Here is a 20,718-nt window from a genome sequence, read left to right as displayed (position 1 = left end):
GGATCAGCTGGAACGCACCCGGCGGGACAGCTCGGCGGCGGCTGCCCGCGGGTCGGCCGCGGCGGTGATGGCCCGGACCACGACGATCCGGCGGGCGCCGGCGGCCAGCACCTCGTCCAGGTTGCCGAGGTCGATCCCGCCGATGGCGAACCACGGCCGGTCACCGGCCCGCTTCGCCGCGTACGAGACCAGGCCGAGGCCCGGCGCCGGGCGGCCCGGCTTGGTCGGGGTCGGCCAGACCGGTCCGGTGCAGAAGTAGTCCACCCCGGGTTCGACGACCGCCGCGTCCACCTCGGACTCGGCGTGGCAGGACCGGCCGATCAGGACGTCCTCGCCGAGGATCGCCCGGGCGGCCGGCACCGGCAGGTCGTCCTGGCCGAGGTGCAGCACGTCCGGCCGGGCCGCGTGCGCGACGTCGGCACGGTCGTTGACGGCCAGCAGCTTGCCGTGGCGGCGGCAGGCGTCGGCGAAGACCTCCAGGGCCTCCAGCTCCTGCTTGGCCTCCAGGCCCTTGTCGCGCAGCTGGACGATGTCCACCCCGCCCGCCAGCGCCGCGTCGAGGAACTCGGCGAGGTCGCCCTGCTCCCGACGGGCGTCGGTGCACAGGTAGAGGCGCGCGTCCGCCAGGCGAGCGCGCGGCGTGTCCGCCGCCATCAGATCAGCATCGCCTGGGCGCGGCGCTTGACCTCGGTGCCGCGGTTCTCGCGCAGCGCCTGGATCGGGCTGCCGGGCAGCGACGGGTCCTCGGTGAAGAGCCACTCCAGGATCTCCACGTCGTCGTACCCGCAGTCCCGCAGGACGGTCAGGGTGCCGGACAGGTGCTTGACCAGCCCGGGGCCGTCGATGAACGCCGCAGGGACCTGCAGCGACTTGTTCGGGCCCCGCCGGACGGCGATCAGGCCGCCGTTCTTGACCAGGTCACGCACCTCGGTGACCCGGACCCCCCACTGCTCCGAGATGTCGGGCAGGTACATCCACTCGGTGACCAGGGATTCAATCTTGCTTTCGATCTCACTCACGCCACCAGACTGCCACCTCCACGGCCCACCGCGCACCAGGCGCTACCCGGCGACGGCCGACTTCAGCGGCACCGCCGGGTCCGCCGCGCGGGCCGGATCCAGGGCCGTGCCGCGCTCGATCAGCTTCCGCCCCTGGGTGAGGTCGCGCGGCCGGTCCACCGTCAGCAGCGCACTCGGCACCCCGTCGCGCAGCCAGAGCACCGCCCACGAGGCGTCCTGCGGGCCGCCGCGCCACAGCGGCTCGTCGCCCTCGGCGTGCCGACCCGCGTACTGCACCATCCGCCCGAACTGCTCCGACCAGAAGTACGGCACCGGGTCGTACGGCGGTGCGTCCGTGCCGAGGACGGCGGCGGCCACCGCCTCGCCGGACTGCAGGGCATGATCCCAGTGCTGGACGGCCAGCCGGGCACCGGCCCGGGCCGAGGGGTAACTGACGCAGTCGCCGGCCGCGAAGACGCCGGGCAGGGAGGTGCGCAGCCGTGCGTCCACCACGACGGCGCCGGCGCCGTCCAGCTCGATCCCGGAACCCGCCAGCCACGCGGTCGCGGGCCGGGCGCCGACACCGACGACCACCTCGTCCGCGGGCAGGTGCGAGCCGTCCGCCAGCAGCACCGCGCCGGGCTCGACGGCGGCCACCCCGACCCCGCAGCGCAGGTCGACGCCGGCCTCGGCGTACCAGGCGGCCATCGCCGAGCCGACCTCGGTCGGCAGCGCGCCGGGCAGCGGCGCCGGGCCCGCCTCGACCACGGTCACCTCGCAGCCCGCCTCGCGGGCCGCGGTGGACACCTCGGCGCCGATCCAGCCCGCGCCGACCAGCACCAGCCGCAGACCGGGCCGCAGCAGCGCGCGCAGCGCCAGGGCGTCGTCCAGGGTGTGCAGCAGGTGCGCGCGCTCGGCGCCGGGCAGGGCCCGCGGGACGGCGCCGGTGGCGATCACCAGCGAGCCGTACGGGAGGTCGCCGTCGTCGGTGTGCAGCACGCCGGGGGCGAGGCCGGTGGCCCGGCGGCCGGCGAGCACCTCGACGCCGAGGTGCGCGTAGTCGACGTCCAGGGTGGTGCTGTCGCTCTTGCCGAGCAGCACGTCCTTGGAGAGCGGAGGCCGGTCGTACGGCGCGTGCGGCTCCTCGCCGACCAGCGTGATCCGCCCGCGCCAGCCGCCCTGCCGCAGTTTGAGGGCGCACTGCGCCCCGGCCAGCCCGGCCCCGACGACGACCACCCGATCCGTTCCGCTCAGCTCTGCCACGCCCGTCACTGTACTCAGCGCCGGGCTGCCGCCCGGGGGCCGTCCACCCTTCGTACGGCCCTTCGGCCCGGCCGGGCCCCGGCGTTATGGTGGGGGCACCATCGCGGGAGCCCGGCGAACCGGGCTGAGAGGCGGGCTGGCACGGCCCGCGACCGTCCGAACCTGATCCGGGTCATACCGGCGAAGGGAGAGGAGCAGCTTTGACACGCTTGCCATCAGGCGCCCACGCCGACGTCCTGGTGATCGGCGGAGGCATCATCGGCCTCGCCGTCGCCTGGCGGGCGGCGCAGCGCGGGCTGCGGACCCTCGTGGTCGACCCCGACCCCGGCGGCGGGGCGGCCAGGGTCGCGGCCGGGATGCTCGCCCCGGTCACCGAGCTCCAGTACGGCGAGGAGCCGCTGCTTCGCCTCGGCATGGCCTCCAACGAACGCTACGCGGCCTTCGCCGCCGAACTCACCGAGGCGAGCGGCGGCGCGGACACCGGCTACCGCGCCTGCGGCACGATCGCCGTCGCGCTGGACTCCGACGACCGCGAGGAACTGCGCGAACTGCACGCCTTCCACCGGCGGCTGGGCCTGGACTCGACGTGGCTGACCGGCCGGGAGGCCCGCAAGCTGGAGCCGATGCTCGCCCCCGGTGTGCGCGGCGGCCTGCACGTCGCGGACGACCACCAGGTGGACGGCCGGCGGATGCTCACCGCGCTGCTGCTCGCCGGGGAGCGCGCAGGCGTCACCGTCCGGCGCGCCGAGGCGGTGGAGCTGCTGGTCGAGGGCGGCCGCGCGGTCGGCGCCCGGCTGGGCACCGGGGAGCGGGTGACCGCCGACCGGGTCGTGCTCGCCGCCGGGCCGCACAGCCACCGGCTGGCCGGCCTGCCGGAGGGCGTGCTGCCCGCGGTCCGCCCGGTGAAGGGGCAGGTGCTGCGCCTGCGGATCCCCGCCGCCTACCGGCCGTTCCTCTCCCGCAACGTCCGTGCCGTGGTGCGCGGCGGGCACATCTACCTGGTGCCCCGGGCGAACGGCGAGCTGGTGATCGGCGCGACCACCGAGGAACAGGGCTACGACACCACGGTCACCGCCGGCGGGGTGTACGAACTCCTGCGCGACGCGCATGAGTTGGTCCCCGGCATCACCGAACTCCCGCTCGTGGAGACCTCGGCGGGCCTGCGCCCCGGCTCACCCGACAACGCGCCGCTGCTCGGCCCGACCGCGCTCCCCGGGCTGGTCGCCGCCACCGGCCACCACCGCAACGGCGTGCTGCTCGCCCCGGTGACCGCCGACGTGCTCGCCGAGTACCTGGCCACCGGCGAACTCCCGCCACTGGCACAGCCGTTCACCCCCACCCGGTTCTCCCCCGACCGCTCCACCACGAAGGCCCTGGCATGACCGAGACCACCCCCACCGACACCGCGCCGGCCGAGATCGCCCTGACCGTCAACGGCGAGCCCCGCGCGGTGGCCGCCACGACCACCCTCGCCGAGCTGGTCGCCACCGTGAGCCGCGCCAACACCGGCGTCGCCGCCGCCCTCAACGAGGCCGTGGTCCCCCGCAGTTCATGGCCCGGGACGCCGCTGAACGCGGGCGACCGGATCGAGATCCTCACCGCCGTCCAGGGAGGCTGAGATGGCCGACGACCTGCTGACCATCGCCGGGACGACCTTCTCCTCCCGGCTGATCATGGGCACCGGCGGCGCGCCGAGCCTGGAGGTCCTGGAGCGCGCGCTGCTCGCCTCCGGCACCGAGCTGACCACCGTCGCGATGCGCCGGGTCGACGCCGGCACCCAGGGATCCGTCCTGGACGTGCTCACCCGCAACGGCATCCGCGTCCTGCCCAACACGGCCGGCTGCTTCACCGCCGGCGAGGCCGTGCTGACGGCCCGGCTGGCCCGCGAGGCGCTCGGCACCGACTGGGTGAAGCTGGAGGTGATCGCCGACGAGCGGACCCTCCTGCCGGACCCGATCGAGCTGCTGGACGCCGCCGAGACCCTGGTCGACGACGGCTTCACGGTACTGCCGTACACCAACGACGACCCGGTGCTGGCCCGCAAGTTGGAGGACGTCGGCTGCGCCGCGATCATGCCGCTGGGTTCACCGATCGGCTCCGGCCTCGGCATCCGCAACCCGCACAACTTCCAGCTGATCGTGGAGAGCGCGAGCGTCCCGGTGATCCTGGACGCGGGCGCCGGCACCGCCTCCGACGTCGCACTGGCGATGGAACTCGGCTGCTCCGCCGTGATGCTGGCCTCCGCGGTGACCCGGGCCCAGGACCCGGTGCTGATGGCCGAGGCGATGCGGCACGCCGCCGAGGCGGGCCGGCTCGCCCACCGGGCCGGCCGCATCCCGCGCCGCTTCCACGCCGAGGCGTCGTCCGCGATGGCCGGCCGGGCGGACCTGGACACCCGGGAACTCCCCGCGTTCTGAGGGTCCGTCGCCGCACTCCCGCCCGTGGGCCCGTCACCGGGGATCCGGGGACGCCCCCCTGCGGCGGGTCCGAGGCGTGTCACAAGCCGGGCACAGCCGGGCCCGGGGGCGGTGTCCCCGGGTCCGGCCGGCGGGCCCGGCACTAGACTCGCCCGAGTGGACATGGCACTGCACGACCCCCTGATCGGCACCCTGCTCGACAACCGGTACCAGGTCGAGCAGCGCATCGCCACCGGCGGGATGTCCACCGTCTACAAGGGCACCGACACCCGGCTCGACCGGGTCGTCGCCCTCAAGGTGATGCACCCCGCCCTGGCCGGGGACGAGGGCTTCACGGCCCGCTTCATCCGCGAGGCCAAGGCGGTCGCCAAGCTCACCCACTCCAACGTGGTCAACGTCTTCGACCAGGGCGCGGACGGCGGAAACGTCTTCCTCGCCATGGAGTACGTGCCCGGCCGCACCCTGCGCGACCTGCTGCGCGACCGCGGCGCACTCTCCGTCCGGGCCGCCCTGGACGTCCTGGAACCGGTGCTCGCCGCCCTCGGCGCCGCCCACCGGGCCGGGCTGGTACACCGGGACGTCAAGCCGGAGAACGTGCTGATCACCGAGAGCGGCCTGGTCAAGGTCGCCGACTTCGGCCTGGTCCGGGTGCTCGGCGCCGCCGACGGCGCACCCACCTCGACCAGCACCGCCACCGGCGGCACGGTCATGGGCACCGTCTCCTACCTCGCCCCCGAGCAGATCCTCCCGGACGCCCCCACCGACCAGCGGGTCGACGTCTACGCGTCCGGCATCCTGCTCTACGAGATGCTCACCGGCCGCCGTCCGCACACCGGCGACAACCCCGTCCAGGTCATGTACAAGCACCTGCACGAGGACGTTCCCGCCCCCTCCCTGATCGCCCCCGCGGTCGGCCCCGAACTGGACGCCATCGTGGCCGGCGCCTGCGCCCGGGTCGCCGACGCCCGCCCGTACGACGCGGTGGAGCTGCTCGCCGCGGTCCAGCGGGTCCGCCGCACCCTCACCCCGGCCGAGCTGGACGCCGAGCCGCCGGCCTCCTCCCGGCCCAGCCCGCGCTACCCGACCAGCGAGCCGACCTCGGTGATCCAGCCGCTGCCGCAGCCCGCCGACGCCCCTCCGACGGAGCGCACCAGCGTGCTGGACGTGCCGCCGGAGCTGATGGACCAGCTGCTCACCGAGCCGCGCCCGTACGACGAACCGGCCCCGGTGCGCGAGCGCCGGCCCGGCCTGCTGCGCCGGGTCCCGCGCAGGGCGCTGATCTGGGCCGCGGCGCTGACCGCGCTGGTGCTGGCGGTCGGCGGCGCCACCTACGGCCTGTCCGAGGGGCTGTACGGCCCGGTGCCCGGGGTGCTCGGCAAGGACCGGGCCGAGGCGCAGCGCATCCTGGACAAGGAGGGCCTGCACGGCAGGTTCGTCGAGGCGTTCAGCGAGTCCGTGCCGTCCGGACAGGTGATCTCCACCGACCCCGGGGTCGGCGCGCGCACCCGCCGGAGCGACACGATCACCGTCACCGTCTCCAAGGGGCCCAGGCGGATCGCGGTGCCCGACCTCGTCGGCAAGAGCGCCGCCGACGCCGCCGCGGTCCTGGCCGGCGCCCAGCTGACCAGGGGAACCGTGACCGAGACCTACGACGACGGCGTCCCGGAGGGCTCGGTGATCAGCAGTTCGCCGGCGGCCGGGCAGCAATTGCAGGAGAACGCCGCGGTCTCGCTGGTGGTCAGCAAGGGCATGGTGCCGGTCCCGAACGTCACCGGGATGACCAAGGACGAGGCGCAGAAGGCGCTGCAGGCCGCGGGCTTCACGATGCAGACCACCGGCTGGGACGTGTTCGGCGCGGTCAAGGTGAACGGCCAGTCCCCGGCGGCCGGTGAGCGGCGACCGCAGCGCAGCGCGGTCACGGTCAGGTTCTCGCTCTTCTAGCCGCGTCCGACGCCCGGGCCCGGGCCCGGCACCGCGCGGAAGGTCCGGCGGCGGCCTCAGCGCAGCGGGCCCTCGCCCGGCTCCTCCTGGTAGGAGTAGCGCTGCTCGCGCCAGGGGTCGGCGAGGTTGTGGTAGCCGCGCTCCTCCCAGAAGCCGCGCCGGTCGGCCCGCATGTACTCCACCGCACGGACCCACTTGGGGCCCTTCCAGGCGTACAGCTGCGGCACCACCAGCCGGACCGGGAAGCCGTGCTCGGCGGTCAGCGCCTCGCCGTTGCGGTGGGTGGCGAGCAGGGTGCGCGGGTCGGCGAAGTCGGCGAGCCGCAGGTTGGCGCTGTAGCCGTACTCCGCCCAGACCATCACGTGGGTGACGCCGGGGGCCGGGGGCACCAGGTCGAGCACGGCGGCGGCCGACACGCCCGTCCACTCGTTGCCGAGCACGGAGAACTTGGTCACGCAGTGCAGGTCGGCGACGACGGTGGTGCGCGGCAGGGCGCTGAAGGCCCCGAAGTCCCAGCTGTGCTTCTCCGCCGAGGCGGTGGCGCCGAACACCTGGAGATCCCAGGTCAGCGGCTTGAAGCGGGGCACCGGGCCGTAGTGCAGGGCGGGCCAGCCGCGCTGTGCGCGCTGGCCCGGGGGGAGCCTCGGGTCAGACGGCGGCAGCGGTTCGTGTGTGGACTGACCCATGGATCCATGGTGACAGACGGCGGACGAGCCCCGGCACGCGCCCCTTTGCGTGGGTTCACGCCCCGCCCGCACGGGCCAACGGTCGGTCGCTCACCGAGCGACTTCCGCCCAAATCGGATATTCCGACACATGTCCTAGTGAGTGTGAACTTACTGGAATTCCTTCCCGCCACGGTGCCAGGATGCGCAGCGCAGGACCCACCCCAGGACGAGCGCAGGAGGCACCGCCATGCAGGGCGATCCCGAGGTCATCGAGTTCCTCAACGAGCAGCTCACCGCCGAGCTGACCGCGATCAACCAGTACTTCCTGCACGCCAAGATGCAGGAGAACTTCGGCTGGACGAAGCTCGCCAAGTACACCCGGCACGAGTCCTTCGACGAGATGAAGCACGCCGAGACGCTCACCGACCGGATCCTGTTCCTGGAGGGGCTGCCCAACTACCAGCGGCTCTTCCACGTCCGGATCGGCCAGACGGTCAAGGAGATGTTCGAGGCCGACCGCCAGGTCGAGGTGGAGGCGATCGACCGGCTCAAGCGCGGGATCGTGGTGATGCGGGCCAAGAACGACGTGACCTCGGCGAACATCTTCGAGGACATCCTGGCCGACGAGGAACACCACATCGACTACCTGGACACCCAGCTGGAACTCCTGGAGAAGCTCGGCGAGCCGCTCTACCTGGCCCAGCTCATCGAGCAGCCGGAGTCCTGAGGCCTCAGGCCACGCGCAGCGGGAGCACCGGGGCGATCGGGGCCGTCGGAACCGCCTTGGGCGCCGGAGCGGCCGGGGCCGGGTCCGCCGCCGCTCCCCCCGGCTGCGGCTCCGCTTCGGCGAGGCCGAGCTTCGCCGCCAGCCGGGCGGTCGGGCAGGGCCGGGCGCCGTGCTCGCCGAGCAGCGCCTGGATCCGCCGCACGCAGGACCCGCAGTCGGTGCCGGCCTTGCAGCCCTTCGCTATCTGGCGGGGGGTGCCGGCACCCCCGTCGATCGCCTTCTTCACCTGGTCCTCGGTGACCGCATGGCACATGCACACGTACATCGCGGTATCTCCCGGGGTGAAGCGGAGTGGATCTTGACTAAGGCTTGCCTTGGCTCACTAAGCCTCACCTTACCCGGCGATCCGGGTACGAAAAAGCCCCTCCGGGCTCGGGAACCCCGAATCCGGAGGGGCTTTCGTCACATTCGGCCCGCGCGGGGCCGGCCGTGCGCGGGGCTCACTGCCCCCGGTACATCTCGGCGACCAGGAAGGCCAGGTCCAGCGACTGGCTGCGGTTGAGCCGCGGGTCGCAGGCCGTCTCGTAGCGCTGGTGCAGGTCGTCCACCAGGACCTCGTCGCCGCCGCCGACGCACTCGGTGACGTCGTCGCCGGTCAGCTCCACGTGGATGCCACCCGGGTGGGTGCCGAGCGCGCGGTGCACCTCGAAGAAGCCCTTGACCTCGTCCAGGACGTCGTCGAAGCGGCGGGTCTTGTGGCCGCTGGAGGCCTCGAAGGTGTTGCCGTGCATCGGGTCGCAGATCCACACCGGCTTGGCGCCGGAGGCGGTGACCTTCTCCACCAGGGTGGGCAGGTGCTCGCGGATCTTGCCCGCACCCATCCGGGTGATGAAGGTCAGGCGGCCGGGCTCGCGCTCCGGGTCCAGCTTCTCGATCAGGGCGAGCGCCTCGTCCACCGAGGTGGTCGGGCCGAGCTTGACGCCGATCGGGTTGCGGACCTTCGAGGCGAACTCGATGTGCGCGTGGTCCAGCTGCCGGGTGCGCTCGCCGATCCACACCATGTGGCCGGAGACGTCGTACAGCTCGCCGGTACGCGAGTCCACGCGGGTCAGCGCGGTCTCGTAGTCGAGGATCAGCGCCTCGTGCGAGGAGAAGAACTCGACCGTCTTGAACTCCTCCGGCGCGACACCGCAGGCGTTCATGAACGCCAGCGCGTTGTCGATCTCCCGGGCGAGCTGCTCGTAGCGCTGGCCGGCCGGCGAGTTGCGGACGAAGTCCTGGTTCCACGCGTGCACCTGGCGCAGGTCGGCGTAACCACCGGTGGTGAACGCGCGCACCAGGTTGAGCGTCGCGGCGGACGCGTTGTACATCCGCTTCAGGCGCTCCGGGTCCGGGTTGCGGGACTCGGGGGTGAACTCGAAACCGTTCACCGAGTCGCCCCGGTAGACCGGCAGGGTCACGCCGTTGCGGGTCTCGGTCGCCTTGGAGCGCGGCTTCGAGTACTGGCCGGCGATCCGGCCGACCTTCACCACCGGCACCGAGGCCGCGTACGTCAGCACGGCGGCCATCTGGAGCAGGGTCTTCAGCTTGTTGCGGATGTGCTCCGCCGAGACACCGTCGAAGGCCTCGGCGCAGTCACCGCCCTGGAGGAGGAAGGCCTCCCCGCGCGCCACGGCTCCGAGCCGGGCGCGCAGCTGGTCGCACTCGCCGGCGAAGACGAGCGGCGGATACGAGGCGAGCTCGGCAAGGGTCTTGCGCAGAGCCTCTTGGTCCGGCCATTCAGGCTGCTGCGCCGCGGGCAGGGACTGCCAGGAGTGGGCAGCCCTCGATGTCTCAGTCGTAGCGGTCACACGGCCAAGGCTACGGGGTGGCACGAGCGATTCGTGACCATTGCCCGAGGGGTGAGACACGTCTCGGACAAAGGCGTGACGCCGCTCACCCGTCCTGCCGGATCCGCTACGCTCGACCCATGCACGCGCCCCACAACCACTCCTGGTGGTGGGCCTCCTCCAAGGGTGGCCCACCGATCGCGCGTTCCTAGACGAACACGACGGCCGCCCCTCGGGGCGGCCGTCGGCGTCTGAGCAGACGGCCCTCCGGGAGCGGACCCAGCACCGCCCTCGCCATCCACCCGGAAGGAAGCCGCACCGTGACCACCGTCATCGACCTGCTCACCCGTCTCACCGCCCCCGACGCCCCCGCCTTCGCCCTGCTGCACCGCCGCACCCCCCGGCTCGCTCCGGACACCGTCGAGGTGCTGCTGGGCACCGTCGACAGCTACCGGCGCCTCGCCGACCTCCCGGTGCGCAGCGGCGTCCCGGCCGGCGGCACCCCGGTGCACGACCTGCTCGCGCTCGTCCCGTACCGGCAGATCCGCGAACGCGGCTTCGAGGCGCACGACGACGGCACCCCGCTGCAGGCCCTCGCGGTGGCTGAACAGCACGTCCTCCCCTTGGCCGAATTCACTTCCGCCCTACCGCAGTTGCCGGTCCCACTTGCCGGTGGCGCGTTCGACGTGGACGACGATTCGTACGCCTCGATCGTCCGCCGGGTGATCGAGGACGAGATCGGCAACGGCGAGGGCGCCAACTTCGTGATCCGGCGCGACTTCCACGCCACCCTCGAAGACTTCGGCCCGGCCCTCGCGCTGACCCTCTTCCGACGGCTGCTGGAGCAGGAACGCGGCGCCTACTGGACCTTCCTGGTGCACACCGGCGAACGGGTCCTGGTCGGCGCCTCCCCCGAGGTGCACGTCCGCCAGAGCGGCGGCACCGTCGTGATGAACCCGATCTCCGGCACCTACCGCTATCCGGCGGGCGGCTCCGACATCGACTCACTGCTCCAGTTCCTGCACGACCCCAAGGAGTTGGAGGAGCTCACCATGGTCGTGGACGAGGAGCTCAAGATGATGTGCACGGTCGGCGACCTCGGCGGCCAGGTGCTCGGGCCCCGGCTCAAGGAGATGGCCCACCTCGCCCACACCGAGTACGAACTGCGCGGCCGCACCTCGCTGGACGTCCGCGACGTGCTCCGCGAAACGATGTTCGCCGCCACCGTCACCGGCAGCCCGGTCGAGAACGCCACCCGGGTCATCAACCGGTACGAGCCCACCGGGCGCGGCTACTACTCCGGCGCGCTCGCCCTGATCGGACGCTCCGCCAGCGGCGGGCAGCTGCTGGACTCGCCGATCTGCATCCGCACCGCCGACATCGACCCGGCCACCGGCCGGCTCGTCGTCCGGGTCGGCGCCACCCTGGTGCGCCACTCCGTGCCGGAGTCCGAGGTCGCCGAGACCCACGCCAAGGCCGCCGGGGTGCTCACCGCGATCGGCGCCCGGCCCGCGCCCGCCCGGCGCCCCCACCCCACCGGCCCCCGGCTCGCCGACGACCACCGGGTGCAGGCCGCGCTCGACGCCCGCCGGGCCGGCCTCGCACCGTTCTGGCTGCGGATGCAGACGCCGGCCCTCGTCACCGAGACCGAGCCGGCCCTGGTCGTGGACGGCGAGGACACCTTCACCTCGATGCTCGCCCACCTGCTCGGCTCGCTCGGCCACCGGGTGACGGTCGTCCGCTACGACGAGCCCGGGCTGCGCGCACTCGTCGCGGCGCACCCCGGTCCGCTGGTGCTCGGCCCCGGCCCCGGCGACCCGGCGCTCTCCGACGACCCCAAGATGGCCGTGCTGCGACCGATCGTCGCGGACTCCCTGGCCGCCGCCCGCTCCGGCGCCCGGACCGCACCGCTGCTCGCGGTCTGCCTCAGCCACCAGTTGCTCTCCGCCGAACTCGGGCTGGCACTGGGCCGCAAGGCCGTCCCGTACCAGGGGGCGCAGGAGAGCATCGACCTGTTCGGCACCAAGCGGACGGTCGGCTTCTACAACACCTTCACCGCGCGGTGCTCGGAGGCCGACGCGGCCCGGCTCGCCGCCGTGGGCATCGAGGTCGCCCGGGACGCCGCCACCGGCGACGTCCACGCCCTGCGCGGGCCCGGCTTCGCCGGCCTCCAGTTCCACCCCGAGTCGGTGCTCACCCGCGAAGGCGTGGACATCGTGGCGGGCCTGCTGCGCGAGGCGGCGCCGGTCCGCCGCTGAACGGTCGGGGCACGACGGGACGACGGCGTCCCGGGCGGTTCGCGACCGCCCGGGCCCCGTCAGATCTCGTCGTCCAGGCCCTGCTCGATCGCGTACCGGACCAGCTCCACCCGGTTGTGCAGCTGCAACTTCCCGAGCGTGTTCTGGACGTGGTTCTGCACCGTGCGGTGCGACAGCACCAGCCGGTCGGCGATCTGGCGGTACGACAGGCCCTTGGCCACCAGCCGCAGCACCTCGGTCTCCCGGGCGGTCAGCTGCGGGGCCGCGGGCGCCGACGCCGGGGCGGGCTCGGTGGCCAGCCGGCGGAACTCGCCGAGCACCAGCCCGGCCAGGCCCGGGGTGAAGACCGCGTCGCCGACGGCCGTCCGGAGCACCGCGTTCAGCAGCTCCTCCCGCCCGGCGGACTTCACCAGGTACCCGGTCGCACCGGACTTGACCGCCTCCAGCACGTCCTGGTGCTCCCCGCTGGCCGACAGCACCAGCACCCGCACCGCCGGGTCGTGCGCGACCACCTGGCGGCACACCTCGGCACCGGGCAGCGCGGGCAGGTTGAGGTCCAGCACGATGACCTGCGGCGAGCAGGCGCGGGCGCGGCGCACGGCCTCCTCGCCGTCGCCCGCCGTGGCCACCACGTCCAGCCCGGCCTCGGCGAGGTCGCGCGAGACCGCGTCCCGCCACATCGGGTGGTCGTCCACCACCATCACCCGCACCGGCCGGTCGGTGGTCGGCTGATCGGTCATCAGCTGGTCTGTCATTGAGTGGCCTTCCTCGGGACCCGCAGTTCGACCTCGACGCCCTCACCGGGCGCCGAGTACAGCTCGGCCGTGCCGCCGAGGTCCAGCAGCCGGCCGCGGATGGACTGGGAGACGCCGAGCCGCCCGGCCAGCTCCGCCTCGCCGAGCCGGCCCGGGGCGAAGCCGGGGCCGTCGTCGCGGATGCTGACCGTGACGGCCTCCGGCTCGTCCTCGACCAGGATCCAGGCCCGGGCCCCCTCCCCGGCGTGCCGGCGGACGTTGTCGACGGCCGCGCCGACCGCCGCGGCGAGCTCGCCGACCGCCGGGGCGGGCAGCAGCACCGCGGTGCCGGGCGCGGAGAGTGTGATCCGCTCGTCGGCGTAGGGGCGCAGCAGCGCGGTGAGGTCGCGCGGTTCGGCGGCGTCGGGCTCCGGCAGGCGCTGGGCCGGGATCGGACCACCGGTCATCAGGGTCCGCAGCGCCCGCTCCTGCTCACCCGCCAGGCGGCCCAGTTCGGCGAAGTCCGCGCTGCCGGCGGCGCCCGTCGCCCCGCCCAGCTCCGAGCCGCGCCGCTGGACCAGCGCCAGCACCTGCAGCACGCCGTCGTGGATGTCCCGGGAGAGCCGCTCGCGCTCCCGGGTGGCCGCCTCGACCTGGAGCGCCCGGGTGAGCGTGGCCTCACTGGCCCGGGCCAGCTCGATCACGTAGCCGATCGCGCACCCGGCGACCATCAGCAGCACGATGTTGTGGATGTTGTCGCCGGTCGGCCCGCCGTGGCCGAGGATGTTGGCGACGCCGATCACCGAACCGGTGGCCGCCGCCGGCCGCCAGCCGCCCTTGGCGGCGCAGCCGAGCACCGTGCCCGCGGCCCAGATGGTGGGCAGGGTCGGCGCGCCGTGGCTGATCCGGGCCGGGGCGTCGGTCAGGCCGCTCATCACGATGCCGGTGACGGCGAGGGTGAGGTCGACGCCCAGGACGTACCAGGTGCAGCGCTGCGGGTTGGCGAAGGCCCGGGTGGTGGCGAGGGTCCAGAGGGTGAGCGCGCCCAGGTAGATCCAGCCCGCCACCGGGTGCAGGAAGTGCAGGTACGAGTTGAAGTACCGGAGCAGGGCGTAGATCAGAGCCAGCACCCGGAAGTAGGAGATGGCCTTCCACAGCGGAAGCTCGACGGACATGCCGCCGGCCGCCACCGTCCCGCCCACCGCTCCGGCTCTGCCGCCGTCCGTCATCCGCCCCTCCCCCGGGCCCGGCCGGGCCGTCAGGCCGAGCCGGTCTCCTTGTCCGCCTCGGCGGCCTTCTCGGCCTCGGCGGTCTTCTCCGCCTTCTCGGCCTCGGCGGTCTTCTCCGCCTTCTCCGCCTCGGCGGCCTCGGCCTTCTCCGCCTTGGCCGCGGCGCGACGCTCGGCGTCGGCCTTCTTCTTGTCCTCGGAGATCTGCCGCTTGGCCGCGGTCGCGTAGATGTCCACGTACTCCTGGCCGGAGAGCCGCATGATCTCGTACATCACCTCGTCCGTCACCGAACGGAGGATGAAGCGGTCGTTCTCCATGCCGTGGTAGCGGGAGAAGTCGAGCGGGCGGCCGATCCGGATGCCGGGGCGGGTCCCGAAGTTCGGGACCACCTGGCCGGGCGGCTGCACCTTCTCGGTGTCGATCATGGCGACCGGGATCACCGGGGCGCCGGTGGCCAGCGCGACGCGGGCCAGACCGCCGACCTTACCGCGGTAGAGCTTGCCGTCGGGCGAACGGGTGCCCTCCGGGTAGACGCCGAACAGCTCGCCGCGCTCCAGCACCGCGATGGCGCTGCGGATCGCGGCCTCGCCGGCGCCGCGCACGCCCGAGCGGTCCACCGGCAGCTGACCGACGCCCTTGAAGAACGCGGCGGTCAGCCGGCCCTTGAGGCCCGGAGTGTTGAAGTACTCAGCCTTCGCGATGAAGGTCACCCGGCGCTTGATCAGCGCGGGGAAGAAGAACGAGTCCGAGAAGGACAGGTGGTTGCTGGCGATGATCGCCGCACCCTCGGTGGGGATGTTCTCCTCACCCTCGATCCACGGCCGGAAGAAGATCCGAAGCAGTGGCGCGACGATCATCTTCATCAGTCGGTAGAACAACCCGGGCCTCCTGTTATGCGGACCGGTCGATCCTAATGCCCCGCGGCCGTCCGCTGTGCCCGCCCCCGCCGACGGGGGTGTACGGCCCGGCGCGGGGCGTGGGACGATGCGAATTCCTGCAGCTGCCCCTCCAGCGTCCCTCCCCCAGCGCCACCCGCCCGCGAAGGAGTCCGCCATGCCGTTGCTGCCCGGTGCCGAACCGTACCGCCACCGCGGTGGAGCGGTGGGCGTGCTGCTCTGCCACGGCTTCACCGGGTCGCCGCAGTCGCTGCGCCCGTGGGCCGAGGAACTGGCCGCGGCCGGGTACACCGTGTCGCTGCCGCTGCTGCCGGGACACGGCACCCGCTGGCAGGACATGCAGCTCACCCGCTGGGAGGACTGGTACGCCGAGGTCGAACGCGAGCTGCTGGCCCTCGCCGACGAGTGCGAGCAGGTCTTCGTCTGCGCGCTGTCGATGGGCGGCGCGCTGGCGCTGCGGCTCGCCGCGCTGCACGGCCCGACGGTCTCCGGGCTGGTGCTGGTCAACCCGTCGGTGCGCTCGGACACCCCCGCGAGTGTGCTGCTTCCGGTGCTGCGCCACCTCGTCCCGAGCGTGCCCGGGATCGCCGACGACATCGCCAGGACCGGGGTGACCGAGCACGGTTACGACCGGACGCCGCTGCACGCCGCCTGGTCGTTGAGCCGGCTCTGGCGGGAGGTCCAGGACCGGCTGCCGGAGGTGACCCAGCCGGTCCTGCTCTTCCACAGCCCGCAGGACCACGTCGTCTCGCCGGCCAACTCGGAACTGGTGCTGGCCCGGATATCCTCGACCGACGTGACGGAGCGGCTGTGCCAACGCAGCTTCCACGTCGCGACGCTGGACCACGACGCGGCGGAAATATTCGCGGCCAGCCAGGACTTCATCCGACGGCTGGCCCCCGCGCACGCGGCGGGCGCAACCCGGGTCGAATCCGACGATCACCATGGCTGAAGGGCCGGAAGTGCACGAGAGCAGCACGGCGGGCGGCGGGGACGAGACTCCCCGCGAGGACGGCGCGACGAAGGACGGCGGGGCGAGGGACAGCGGGGCGAGGGACAGCGCTACGCAGGACGGCGGGGCGAAGGACGCCGCCGCCCCGGGCGGTGCGCCGACGGACCGTACCGGCGCGGAGGGCGCCGCGGCACCGGCACCCGCCCCCACGCCGGCACCGGCGCCCGCGAAGGACACCGCCGGGGACTCCGCCGGGCCGGGGGTCCCCGCCGGGCCACGCCGCGCGCCCGAGCGCAGCCAGGCCGAGCAGGACGAGATCTTCGCGGCCCTGGTCGCCCAGTTCGACGACCCGGTCGACCTCAACAACCCCAACTGGCCCGAGGTCGAGAACCTCCGGGCGCAGAACGAGTTCAAGGGCGGCTACAAGGACGGCCCCGGCGCCGGCGTGCAGGGCGACCTCGCCGACCTCGCCCCGCAGCCGCGCCCCCGCTCCGGTCGGCCGGTGATGCCCGCCGCCGGTTCGGGTCCGCGCGACTTCGAGCTGGACGAGGAGACCGACGAGGGCCACTTCGTCCCGCCGGAGCCCCCGCCGTTGCCCGAGGCCGACGTGACCGCCAAGTTCGCCTGGCTCGCCGTGCTCGGCGGCCCGGCGCTGCTGCTGGTCGACGCGGTGGTCTGGCGGGAGATCTCCGGCTGGCCCGCCTGGGTCGGGGTCACGGCCTTCCTCGGCGGCTTCGTCACCCTGGTGGCCTGGATGCGGGACCGCGACGAGGACGAGCCGGAGGACCCGGACCACGGCGCGGTCGTGTAGGACCGGCCGTCCGGCGCCGGTCCGCAGGCCCCGCTCCGAGGGCGAGGGCCCGCCCGCGCCGGTGCGAGGACGGGGGTCCGAGGGCGGGGGTCCGAGGGCGGGGCCTAGCCCTCCGGGACCTCCAGGACCGCGAGCACCGGCAGGTGGTCGGTCGCGGCCCGCAGGTCGGCCTCGGTGACCCCGGGCAGCCCGTGCGGCACCCCGCAGCCGAGGACGGTGATCCCGGGGGTGGCGAAGACGGCGTCGATCCGCTGGTAGGGGCGTTCCGGTACGGACGTGAACTCGCCGCCCCAGGGAGCGGTCGGGTGGCCGTCCTGCAGCCGGGAGGCCAGCAGCTGCCAGCCGGGCCCGTCCGGGTGCTCGTTGAAGTCCCCTGCCACGACGCCGTGTTCGGCGATCGCGAGCTGGTCGAGCAGGAGCTCGAACTGCCCGTACCGCTCTTCGGGCTGCAGGCTCAGGTGGCAGCTGGTGAGGGTGAACGGCGCCGTGCCGGGCAGCCGCAGCAGCGCGGTGGCGAAGCCGCGGGCGTGCAGGCCGCGGGTCTTGGGCAGCAGCCGGTCGTGCACCCCCAGCACCTCGGCGGCGCCGGGCCGGCCGAGCAGCAGCGGACCGGCCGCGGACCGGCCGCCGCCGGCCAGGACCTCCGTCCCGGTGTGCCGGGCCAGCCACCCGGCCTGGCCCTCGGGACGCCAGTAGCGCGGCGACTCCTGGATGCAGACCAGGTCGGGCGCGCAGGCCCGGATCACCCGGGTCAGTGCCCGCCGGTCGTCGCGCAGCGAGCGGATGTTGTAGCTGAGCAGGCGCAGCCGCCGCGGGCCGGCCGGCGGCAGCGGTTCGACGGTCGTGGGACTGCCGGCTGGATCGGTCTCGGCGGTCATGGCCCTCCCCTGTGCGTCGTCGCCGGGTGCGTCGTCGTCGGCTCCGACCGTACGCGGCACCGGTCTCCGACCGTACGCGCCGCCGCCGGGACGTGCGACGGCGGCGGTGCGTCCGGGAGCGGTCGGGGCCCGGTCGCACCGCCGCCGGCGGGCTGGGAAGAGGGGTGTGCGTCCTACGCGGGGGTGCGGGCCAGGTCCGCCGCACCGACGATGCCGGCGGCGGAGCCCATCGAGGCCAGTACGACCTCGGCGCGCGGGCGGTGCACACCGCCGGTCAGGTAGTGCTCGAAGGCCTTGGCGACCGGGTCGAGCAGCAGGCGGCCGGAGTCGGAGACGCCGCCGCCGAGCACGAAGACGGCCGGGTCGAACAGCGCGGCGAGGTCGGCCATGCCGCGGCCCAGCCAGTCGGCCAGTTCCGAGTAGCACTCCAGGGCGAGCGGGTCGCCGGCCTCGGCGGCCTCGGTGATGTGGATGCCGCGGATGGTCTCGGCGACGCCGTCGTTGAGCTCCAGCATCCGCCGGCCGCGCACCGGGTCGGCCGCCGCCTTCTCCCGGCCGTAGCGGCGCAGCGCCCGCCCGGAGCCGTACTGCTCCCAGCAGCCCTTGCCGCCGCAGCCGCACTGCAGGCCGTCCGGGACCATGTTGAGGTGGCCGATCTCGCCGGCCACGCCGAACCGGCCGCGGTGCAGCCGGCCGTCCATGACGATGCCGCCGCCGATGCCGGTGCCGACCGTGATCAGCACCATGTCCTGGTGTTCGGCGGCCGCGCCGAAGCGGAACTCGGCCCAGGCGGCGGAGTTGGCGTCGTTCTCGATCACCGCGGACAGGCCGGTGAGCTCTTCGATCCGGCCGCGCAGCGGCTCGTTCTCCCAGTCGATGTTGGGCGCGAAGATCACCGTGGAGCGGTTGCTGTCGACGAAGCCGGGAGCGCCGACCCCGACCGCGGTGACGCCGGGGTGCTCCTCCTTGAGCTCGCGCACGGCCTGCGCGATGGCATCGACCGCCCACTGAGGGTCGGCCGGGGTGGGCACCCTGGTCCGGGCCAGGATCTCGCCCGTCTCGTCGACCACACCTGCCGCGATCTTGGTCCCGCCGACATCGACGCCGATGGTCAGAGCCATGTGTCCCTCAGCTATTCACTCGTTCCCGCTGGACGGAACGGTACCGCCCAACCCGGCCCCCGTACACAGCCTCGCATACATTATTCGAAGACAATTTTGGGGCAACCGCGCGGTGACGCTTCAAAAGTCGTATCTAATCTCCCCCTTCGTGACGCACGGGAGCAACGCAGTCACCCTCCGAAAGTTACGGTTTCACTGCTTGGCGGACGGCTCGTCAGGCCCGTCGAGGTCGATCTTCTCGGTGGCCGCGCCCTGCCCGGCGGTCCAGCGGCTCTCGTGCCCGGCCACGGCGGCGCGGTAGGCGGCCAGCAGCTCGGCGCCCGCGGCGGCGATCCCGGAGCCGGCGGCGGCGAGGTGGGTGTAGATCTCCGGCTGCTGGGCGCGCAGGCGGTCGGCCAGGCCGGAGAGGGTGATCAGGGTGGTGGCGCTGGTCTCCTGCGCCTTCTCGCCGAGGGCCGTCGCGAACCGGCGCACCTCGTCCACCAGCGGGCCCAGCTCCGGCCCGAACGGGTGAGCCTGCCCGTCGGCCCGAGCCCCCTCCTCCCCGTCAACCTGCCCGGCCCGCCCGTCGGCGGCCTCGGTGCGGCCCCCGACGGGCTCGGTGCGGTCGTCGACGGGCTCGGTGCGGTCGTCGGTGCTGGTCATCGCGGGCGCCTCCTCGGCCGTGGCCGCACCCCGCGGCCCTCCGGCCCGACGCTACCCGACCGGCCGTACCCCCCGGAAAGGCCGAACGGCGCCTGCCCGGGGCCCCGATGCGGGCCCGTGGGAGGCCCTGCCGCAGGCCCCCACGGGGCCTCGGATCCGCGCCGGGTGGCCGGTCAGCCCTGCGGCCAGAGCGAAGGATCGGGAGCGAACCGCACGGTGAGCGCCCCGTCCAGCAGCCCGGCCCCGGCCACCGTGCAGCGGCGCAGCGCGGACGGCAGGGTGAGCACCCGGCGGTGGGCGCCGAGGCCGACCACCAGGTCGTCGCCCCGGCGGACCAGGTCCAGCTCCGCCCGGTCGGCGCCGGGCAGGTCGAGGTGCCAGACCAGCAGGCCGTCCTCGGCGAGCCGGTCCTCGACCGTCCAGGGCACCGGGGCGAGCCGTTCGGGGCCGGGGCCGTCCCCGTACAGGCGGTCGGCGACGGCCTCCAGGCTGGCGTCGGCGAGGCCGGTGACCAGGACCGGGGCGTCGGTCCCGGCGGCGAGGGCGGCCAGTTCCTCCTGCCGTCGGCGGGCCAGCGCGGCCAGCCAGGGGTCGGGCGAGGCGGCGGCGGCCTCGGGCAGCACACCGTGCACGACCACGGCGTCCGGCCGGTGCCCGTGGAGCGCGAGCCCGGCCCGGATCCGGCGCAGTTCCCCGTACGGGTGGCCGTCGGCGGGGACGACCAGGCGGACGCTGGTGCCGGGGTCGGCGATCGCGGCGCCGGACTCGGCGAGCGCCGCGGCGGCCTTGCCGCGCCCCTCGTACAGCCAGTCGGCGGGCATCGGGACGCCGGCCAGTCCGGCCAGCAGCGGGCGCAGCGCCCGGGCGGCCTGCCGCTGCTCGGGGACGAGCCGGTCCAGGTAGCGGGCCAGTTGCTCGGGCAGGGCGAGGGTGGCGATCAGCTCGGCGGGCGGCGGGGCGAGCACGACCAGGACGTCCTGGTCCGCGGCGGGCAGGGCGCGCAGCAGGGCGAGCCGGGCGATGCCGGGGAGAGCGGTGAGCTCCTCGGGGTCGAGCTGTTCGGCGCCGAGCAGGTCGAGGGCGGGCTTGAGCCGGCCGGTGAGCTCGCCGACGGCGTAGCGGAAGGCGGCCTGCTCGTCGATTCGGGAGACGGTCAGGCCCGGGGCGTAGCCGAGCGGTTCGGGCTCCAGCCGGGTGCCGAGGGCGGAGTCGAGCGCCCGGTGCGGGTCGTCGGCCGCCAGCAGCCAGGTGCGGTGTCCGCGCCGTGCGGCGTGCAGGGCGGTGGCGGCGGCCACCGCGGGCGCGCCCGCGTCACCGCTGACCAGGATGGTGCGTGTCGCCGTCATGCCGTC

At 74.1% G+C, this 20,718-nt stretch carries 21 protein-coding genes and 1 riboswitch; of the genes, 8 read left to right on the top strand and 13 right to left on the bottom strand.

Features of this window, described 5'->3' with window-relative positions; translation table 11 throughout:
* Positions 1-3: 3 nt before the first annotated feature.
* From thiE to AB0D10_RS30485, 3 genes are read right to left on the bottom strand one after another with little or no spacing between them, the layout of a single operon-like run.
* Positions 4-654 (bottom strand): thiamine phosphate synthase, encoded by a 651-nt coding sequence (thiE, locus tag AB0D10_RS30495; protein ID WP_360262168.1) that lies wholly within the window; start codon positions 652-654, stop codon positions 4-6.
* The gene (locus tag AB0D10_RS30490) at positions 654-1,019 is read right to left on the bottom strand and encodes an Rv2175c family DNA-binding protein (RefSeq protein WP_360262167.1); all 366 of its coding nucleotides are present in this window, start codon (positions 1,017-1,019) and stop codon (positions 654-656) included. Before AB0D10_RS30490 ends, thiE begins: the two co-directional genes overlap by 1 nt.
* A 42-nt stretch (positions 1,020-1,061) precedes the next feature.
* A complete protein-coding gene (locus AB0D10_RS30485) occupies positions 1,062-2,270 on the bottom strand; it encodes an FAD-dependent oxidoreductase (protein ID WP_360262166.1) in 1,209 nt (402 codons plus the stop codon).
* Between the two features lie 84 nt (positions 2,271-2,354).
* A riboswitch (TPP riboswitch) is annotated at positions 2,355-2,467 on the top strand.
* Here AB0D10_RS30485 and thiO point away from each other — a divergent pair.
* The 4 genes from thiO (at position 2,462) to pknB (ending at position 6,619) form a co-directional block, all read left to right on the top strand.
* Positions 2,462-3,643, top strand: coding sequence for a glycine oxidase ThiO (gene thiO / locus AB0D10_RS30480; protein WP_360262165.1), 1,182 nt, complete (start codon positions 2,462-2,464; stop codon positions 3,641-3,643). Its footprint overlaps the riboswitch before it by 6 nt.
* Positions 3,640-3,879: a sulfur carrier protein ThiS gene (gene thiS / locus AB0D10_RS30475; RefSeq protein ID WP_360262164.1), complete on the top strand. Its 240-nt coding sequence runs from the start codon at positions 3,640-3,642 to the stop codon at positions 3,877-3,879. Before thiO ends, thiS begins: the two co-directional genes overlap by 4 nt.
* A 1-nt stretch (position 3,880) precedes the next feature.
* The gene (locus tag AB0D10_RS30470; protein WP_360262163.1) at positions 3,881-4,678 is read left to right on the top strand and encodes a thiazole synthase; all 798 of its coding nucleotides are present in this window, start codon (positions 3,881-3,883) and stop codon (positions 4,676-4,678) included.
* Positions 4,679-4,840: 162 nt separating this feature from the next.
* The gene (pknB, locus tag AB0D10_RS30465) at positions 4,841-6,619 is read left to right on the top strand and encodes a Stk1 family PASTA domain-containing Ser/Thr kinase (protein WP_360262182.1); all 1,779 of its coding nucleotides are present in this window, start codon (positions 4,841-4,843) and stop codon (positions 6,617-6,619) included.
* 56 nt (positions 6,620-6,675) lie between these two features.
* Here pknB and AB0D10_RS30460 read toward each other — a convergent pair whose 3' ends face one another.
* Positions 6,676-7,305 (bottom strand): sulfite oxidase-like oxidoreductase, encoded by a 630-nt coding sequence (locus tag AB0D10_RS30460; protein ID WP_360262162.1) that lies wholly within the window; start codon positions 7,303-7,305, stop codon positions 6,676-6,678.
* 228 nt (positions 7,306-7,533) lie between these two features.
* On the opposite strand from AB0D10_RS30460, the gene bfr reads away from it, so the two are divergent.
* Entirely contained in the window at positions 7,534-8,013 is a 480-nt protein-coding gene (gene bfr / locus AB0D10_RS30455) for a bacterioferritin (protein ID WP_360262161.1), read from the top strand.
* A 4-nt stretch (positions 8,014-8,017) separates the two neighbouring features.
* On the opposite strand, the gene AB0D10_RS30450 is transcribed toward bfr, so the two are convergent.
* Positions 8,018-8,338 (bottom strand): (2Fe-2S)-binding protein, encoded by a 321-nt coding sequence (locus AB0D10_RS30450; protein ID WP_360262160.1) that lies wholly within the window; start codon positions 8,336-8,338, stop codon positions 8,018-8,020.
* 175 nt (positions 8,339-8,513) lie between these two features.
* Positions 8,514-9,863, bottom strand: a complete 1,350-nt coding sequence (locus AB0D10_RS30445; protein WP_360262159.1) for a class II 3-deoxy-7-phosphoheptulonate synthase — start codon at positions 9,861-9,863, stop codon at positions 8,514-8,516.
* Between the two features lie 299 nt (positions 9,864-10,162).
* Here AB0D10_RS30445 and AB0D10_RS30440 point away from each other — a divergent pair, with 299 nt between their 5' ends.
* A complete protein-coding gene (locus tag AB0D10_RS30440; protein WP_360262158.1) occupies positions 10,163-12,100 on the top strand; it encodes an anthranilate synthase family protein in 1,938 nt (645 codons plus the stop codon).
* Between the two features lie 59 nt (positions 12,101-12,159).
* On the opposite strand, the gene AB0D10_RS30435 is transcribed toward AB0D10_RS30440, so the two are convergent.
* Genes AB0D10_RS30435 through AB0D10_RS30425 form a run of 3 tightly spaced genes read right to left on the bottom strand, consistent with a single transcriptional unit; the run spans position 12,160 to position 14,941 of the window.
* Positions 12,160-12,855 carry a response regulator transcription factor gene (locus tag AB0D10_RS30435; RefSeq protein ID WP_360262157.1) on the bottom strand — a complete coding sequence of 232 codons (696 nt, stop codon included), beginning with the start codon at positions 12,853-12,855 and terminating at the stop codon, positions 12,160-12,162.
* Complete coding sequence (locus AB0D10_RS30430; RefSeq protein ID WP_360262156.1) at positions 12,852-14,063, bottom strand: DUF5931 domain-containing protein; 1,212 nt, start codon at positions 14,061-14,063, stop codon at positions 12,852-12,854. The genes AB0D10_RS30435 and AB0D10_RS30430 overlap by 4 nt, the downstream gene beginning before the upstream one ends.
* A 29-nt stretch (positions 14,064-14,092) precedes the next feature.
* Entirely contained in the window at positions 14,093-14,941 is an 849-nt protein-coding gene (locus tag AB0D10_RS30425) for a lysophospholipid acyltransferase family protein (protein WP_360262155.1), read from the bottom strand.
* A gap of 175 nt (positions 14,942-15,116) precedes the next feature.
* Between AB0D10_RS30425 and AB0D10_RS30420 the strand changes: the two genes are divergently transcribed.
* Entirely contained in the window at positions 15,117-15,911 is a 795-nt protein-coding gene (locus AB0D10_RS30420; protein ID WP_360262154.1) for an alpha/beta fold hydrolase, read from the top strand.
* A complete protein-coding gene (locus AB0D10_RS30415) occupies positions 15,904-16,722 on the top strand; it encodes a hypothetical protein (RefSeq protein WP_360262153.1) in 819 nt (272 codons plus the stop codon). The genes AB0D10_RS30420 and AB0D10_RS30415 overlap by 8 nt, the downstream gene beginning before the upstream one ends.
* 104 nt (positions 16,723-16,826) lie before the next feature.
* Here AB0D10_RS30415 and AB0D10_RS30410 read toward each other — a convergent pair whose 3' ends face one another.
* The 4 genes from AB0D10_RS30410 to AB0D10_RS30395 all read right to left on the bottom strand — a co-directional run bounded on the left by AB0D10_RS30410 (position 16,827) and on the right by AB0D10_RS30395 (position 20,712).
* On the bottom strand, positions 16,827-17,600 hold the full coding sequence (locus AB0D10_RS30410) for an endonuclease/exonuclease/phosphatase family protein (protein WP_360262152.1): 774 nt from the start codon (positions 17,598-17,600) through the stop codon (positions 16,827-16,829).
* Between the two features lie 173 nt (positions 17,601-17,773).
* On the bottom strand, positions 17,774-18,721 hold the full coding sequence (locus AB0D10_RS30405) for an ROK family glucokinase (RefSeq protein ID WP_360262151.1): 948 nt from the start codon (positions 18,719-18,721) through the stop codon (positions 17,774-17,776).
* Between the two features lie 192 nt (positions 18,722-18,913).
* Positions 18,914-19,366 carry a DUF5304 family protein gene (locus AB0D10_RS30400; protein ID WP_360262150.1) on the bottom strand — a complete coding sequence of 151 codons (453 nt, stop codon included), beginning with the start codon at positions 19,364-19,366 and terminating at the stop codon, positions 18,914-18,916.
* Positions 19,367-19,539: 173 nt separating this feature from the next.
* On the bottom strand, positions 19,540-20,712 hold the full coding sequence (locus AB0D10_RS30395; RefSeq protein WP_360262149.1) for an ArsA-related P-loop ATPase: 1,173 nt from the start codon (positions 20,710-20,712) through the stop codon (positions 19,540-19,542).
* Positions 20,713-20,718: the final 6 nt, after the last annotated feature.

It is taken from the genome of Kitasatospora sp. NPDC048545, assembly GCF_040651155.1.
In the GTDB taxonomy this organism is placed as follows: Bacteria; Actinomycetota; Actinomycetes; order Streptomycetales; family Streptomycetaceae; genus Kitasatospora.
The sequence above is the reverse complement of the archived record's forward strand: the minus strand, read 5'-3'. Positions and strand labels throughout refer to the sequence as shown.

Excerpts from the sequence above, each read along its gene's own strand:
- AB0D10_RS30460 (WP_360262162.1), bottom strand. The coding sequence starts at position 7,305 with ATGGGTCAGTCCACACACGAACCGCTGCCGCCGTCTGACCCGAGGCTC.
- AB0D10_RS30405 (WP_360262151.1), bottom strand. The coding sequence starts at position 18,721 with ATGGCTCTGACCATCGGCGTCGATGTCGGCGGGACCAAGATCGCGGCA.
- AB0D10_RS30470 (WP_360262163.1), top strand. The coding sequence starts at position 3,881 with ATGGCCGACGACCTGCTGACCATCGCCGGGACGACCTTCTCCTCCCGG.
- bfr (WP_360262161.1), top strand. The coding sequence starts at position 7,534 with ATGCAGGGCGATCCCGAGGTCATCGAGTTCCTCAACGAGCAGCTCACC.
- pknB (WP_360262182.1), top strand. The coding sequence starts at position 4,841 with ATGGCACTGCACGACCCCCTGATCGGCACCCTGCTCGACAACCGGTAC.
- AB0D10_RS30410 (WP_360262152.1), bottom strand. The coding sequence starts at position 17,600 with ATGACCGCCGAGACCGATCCAGCCGGCAGTCCCACGACCGTCGAACCG.
- AB0D10_RS30450 (WP_360262160.1), bottom strand. The coding sequence starts at position 8,338 with ATGTACGTGTGCATGTGCCATGCGGTCACCGAGGACCAGGTGAAGAAG.
- AB0D10_RS30420 (WP_360262154.1), top strand. The coding sequence starts at position 15,117 with ATGCCGTTGCTGCCCGGTGCCGAACCGTACCGCCACCGCGGTGGAGCG.
- AB0D10_RS30400 (WP_360262150.1), bottom strand. The coding sequence starts at position 19,366 with ATGACCAGCACCGACGACCGCACCGAGCCCGTCGACGACCGCACCGAG.
- AB0D10_RS30395 (WP_360262149.1), bottom strand. The coding sequence starts at position 20,712 with ATGACGGCGACACGCACCATCCTGGTCAGCGGTGACGCGGGCGCGCCC.
- AB0D10_RS30430 (WP_360262156.1), bottom strand. The coding sequence starts at position 14,063 with ATGACGGACGGCGGCAGAGCCGGAGCGGTGGGCGGGACGGTGGCGGCC.
- AB0D10_RS30435 (WP_360262157.1), bottom strand. The coding sequence starts at position 12,855 with ATGACAGACCAGCTGATGACCGATCAGCCGACCACCGACCGGCCGGTG.
- thiS (WP_360262164.1), top strand. The coding sequence starts at position 3,640 with ATGACCGAGACCACCCCCACCGACACCGCGCCGGCCGAGATCGCCCTG.
- AB0D10_RS30415 (WP_360262153.1), top strand. The coding sequence starts at position 15,904 with ATGGCTGAAGGGCCGGAAGTGCACGAGAGCAGCACGGCGGGCGGCGGG.
- thiE (WP_360262168.1), bottom strand. The coding sequence starts at position 654 with ATGGCGGCGGACACGCCGCGCGCTCGCCTGGCGGACGCGCGCCTCTAC.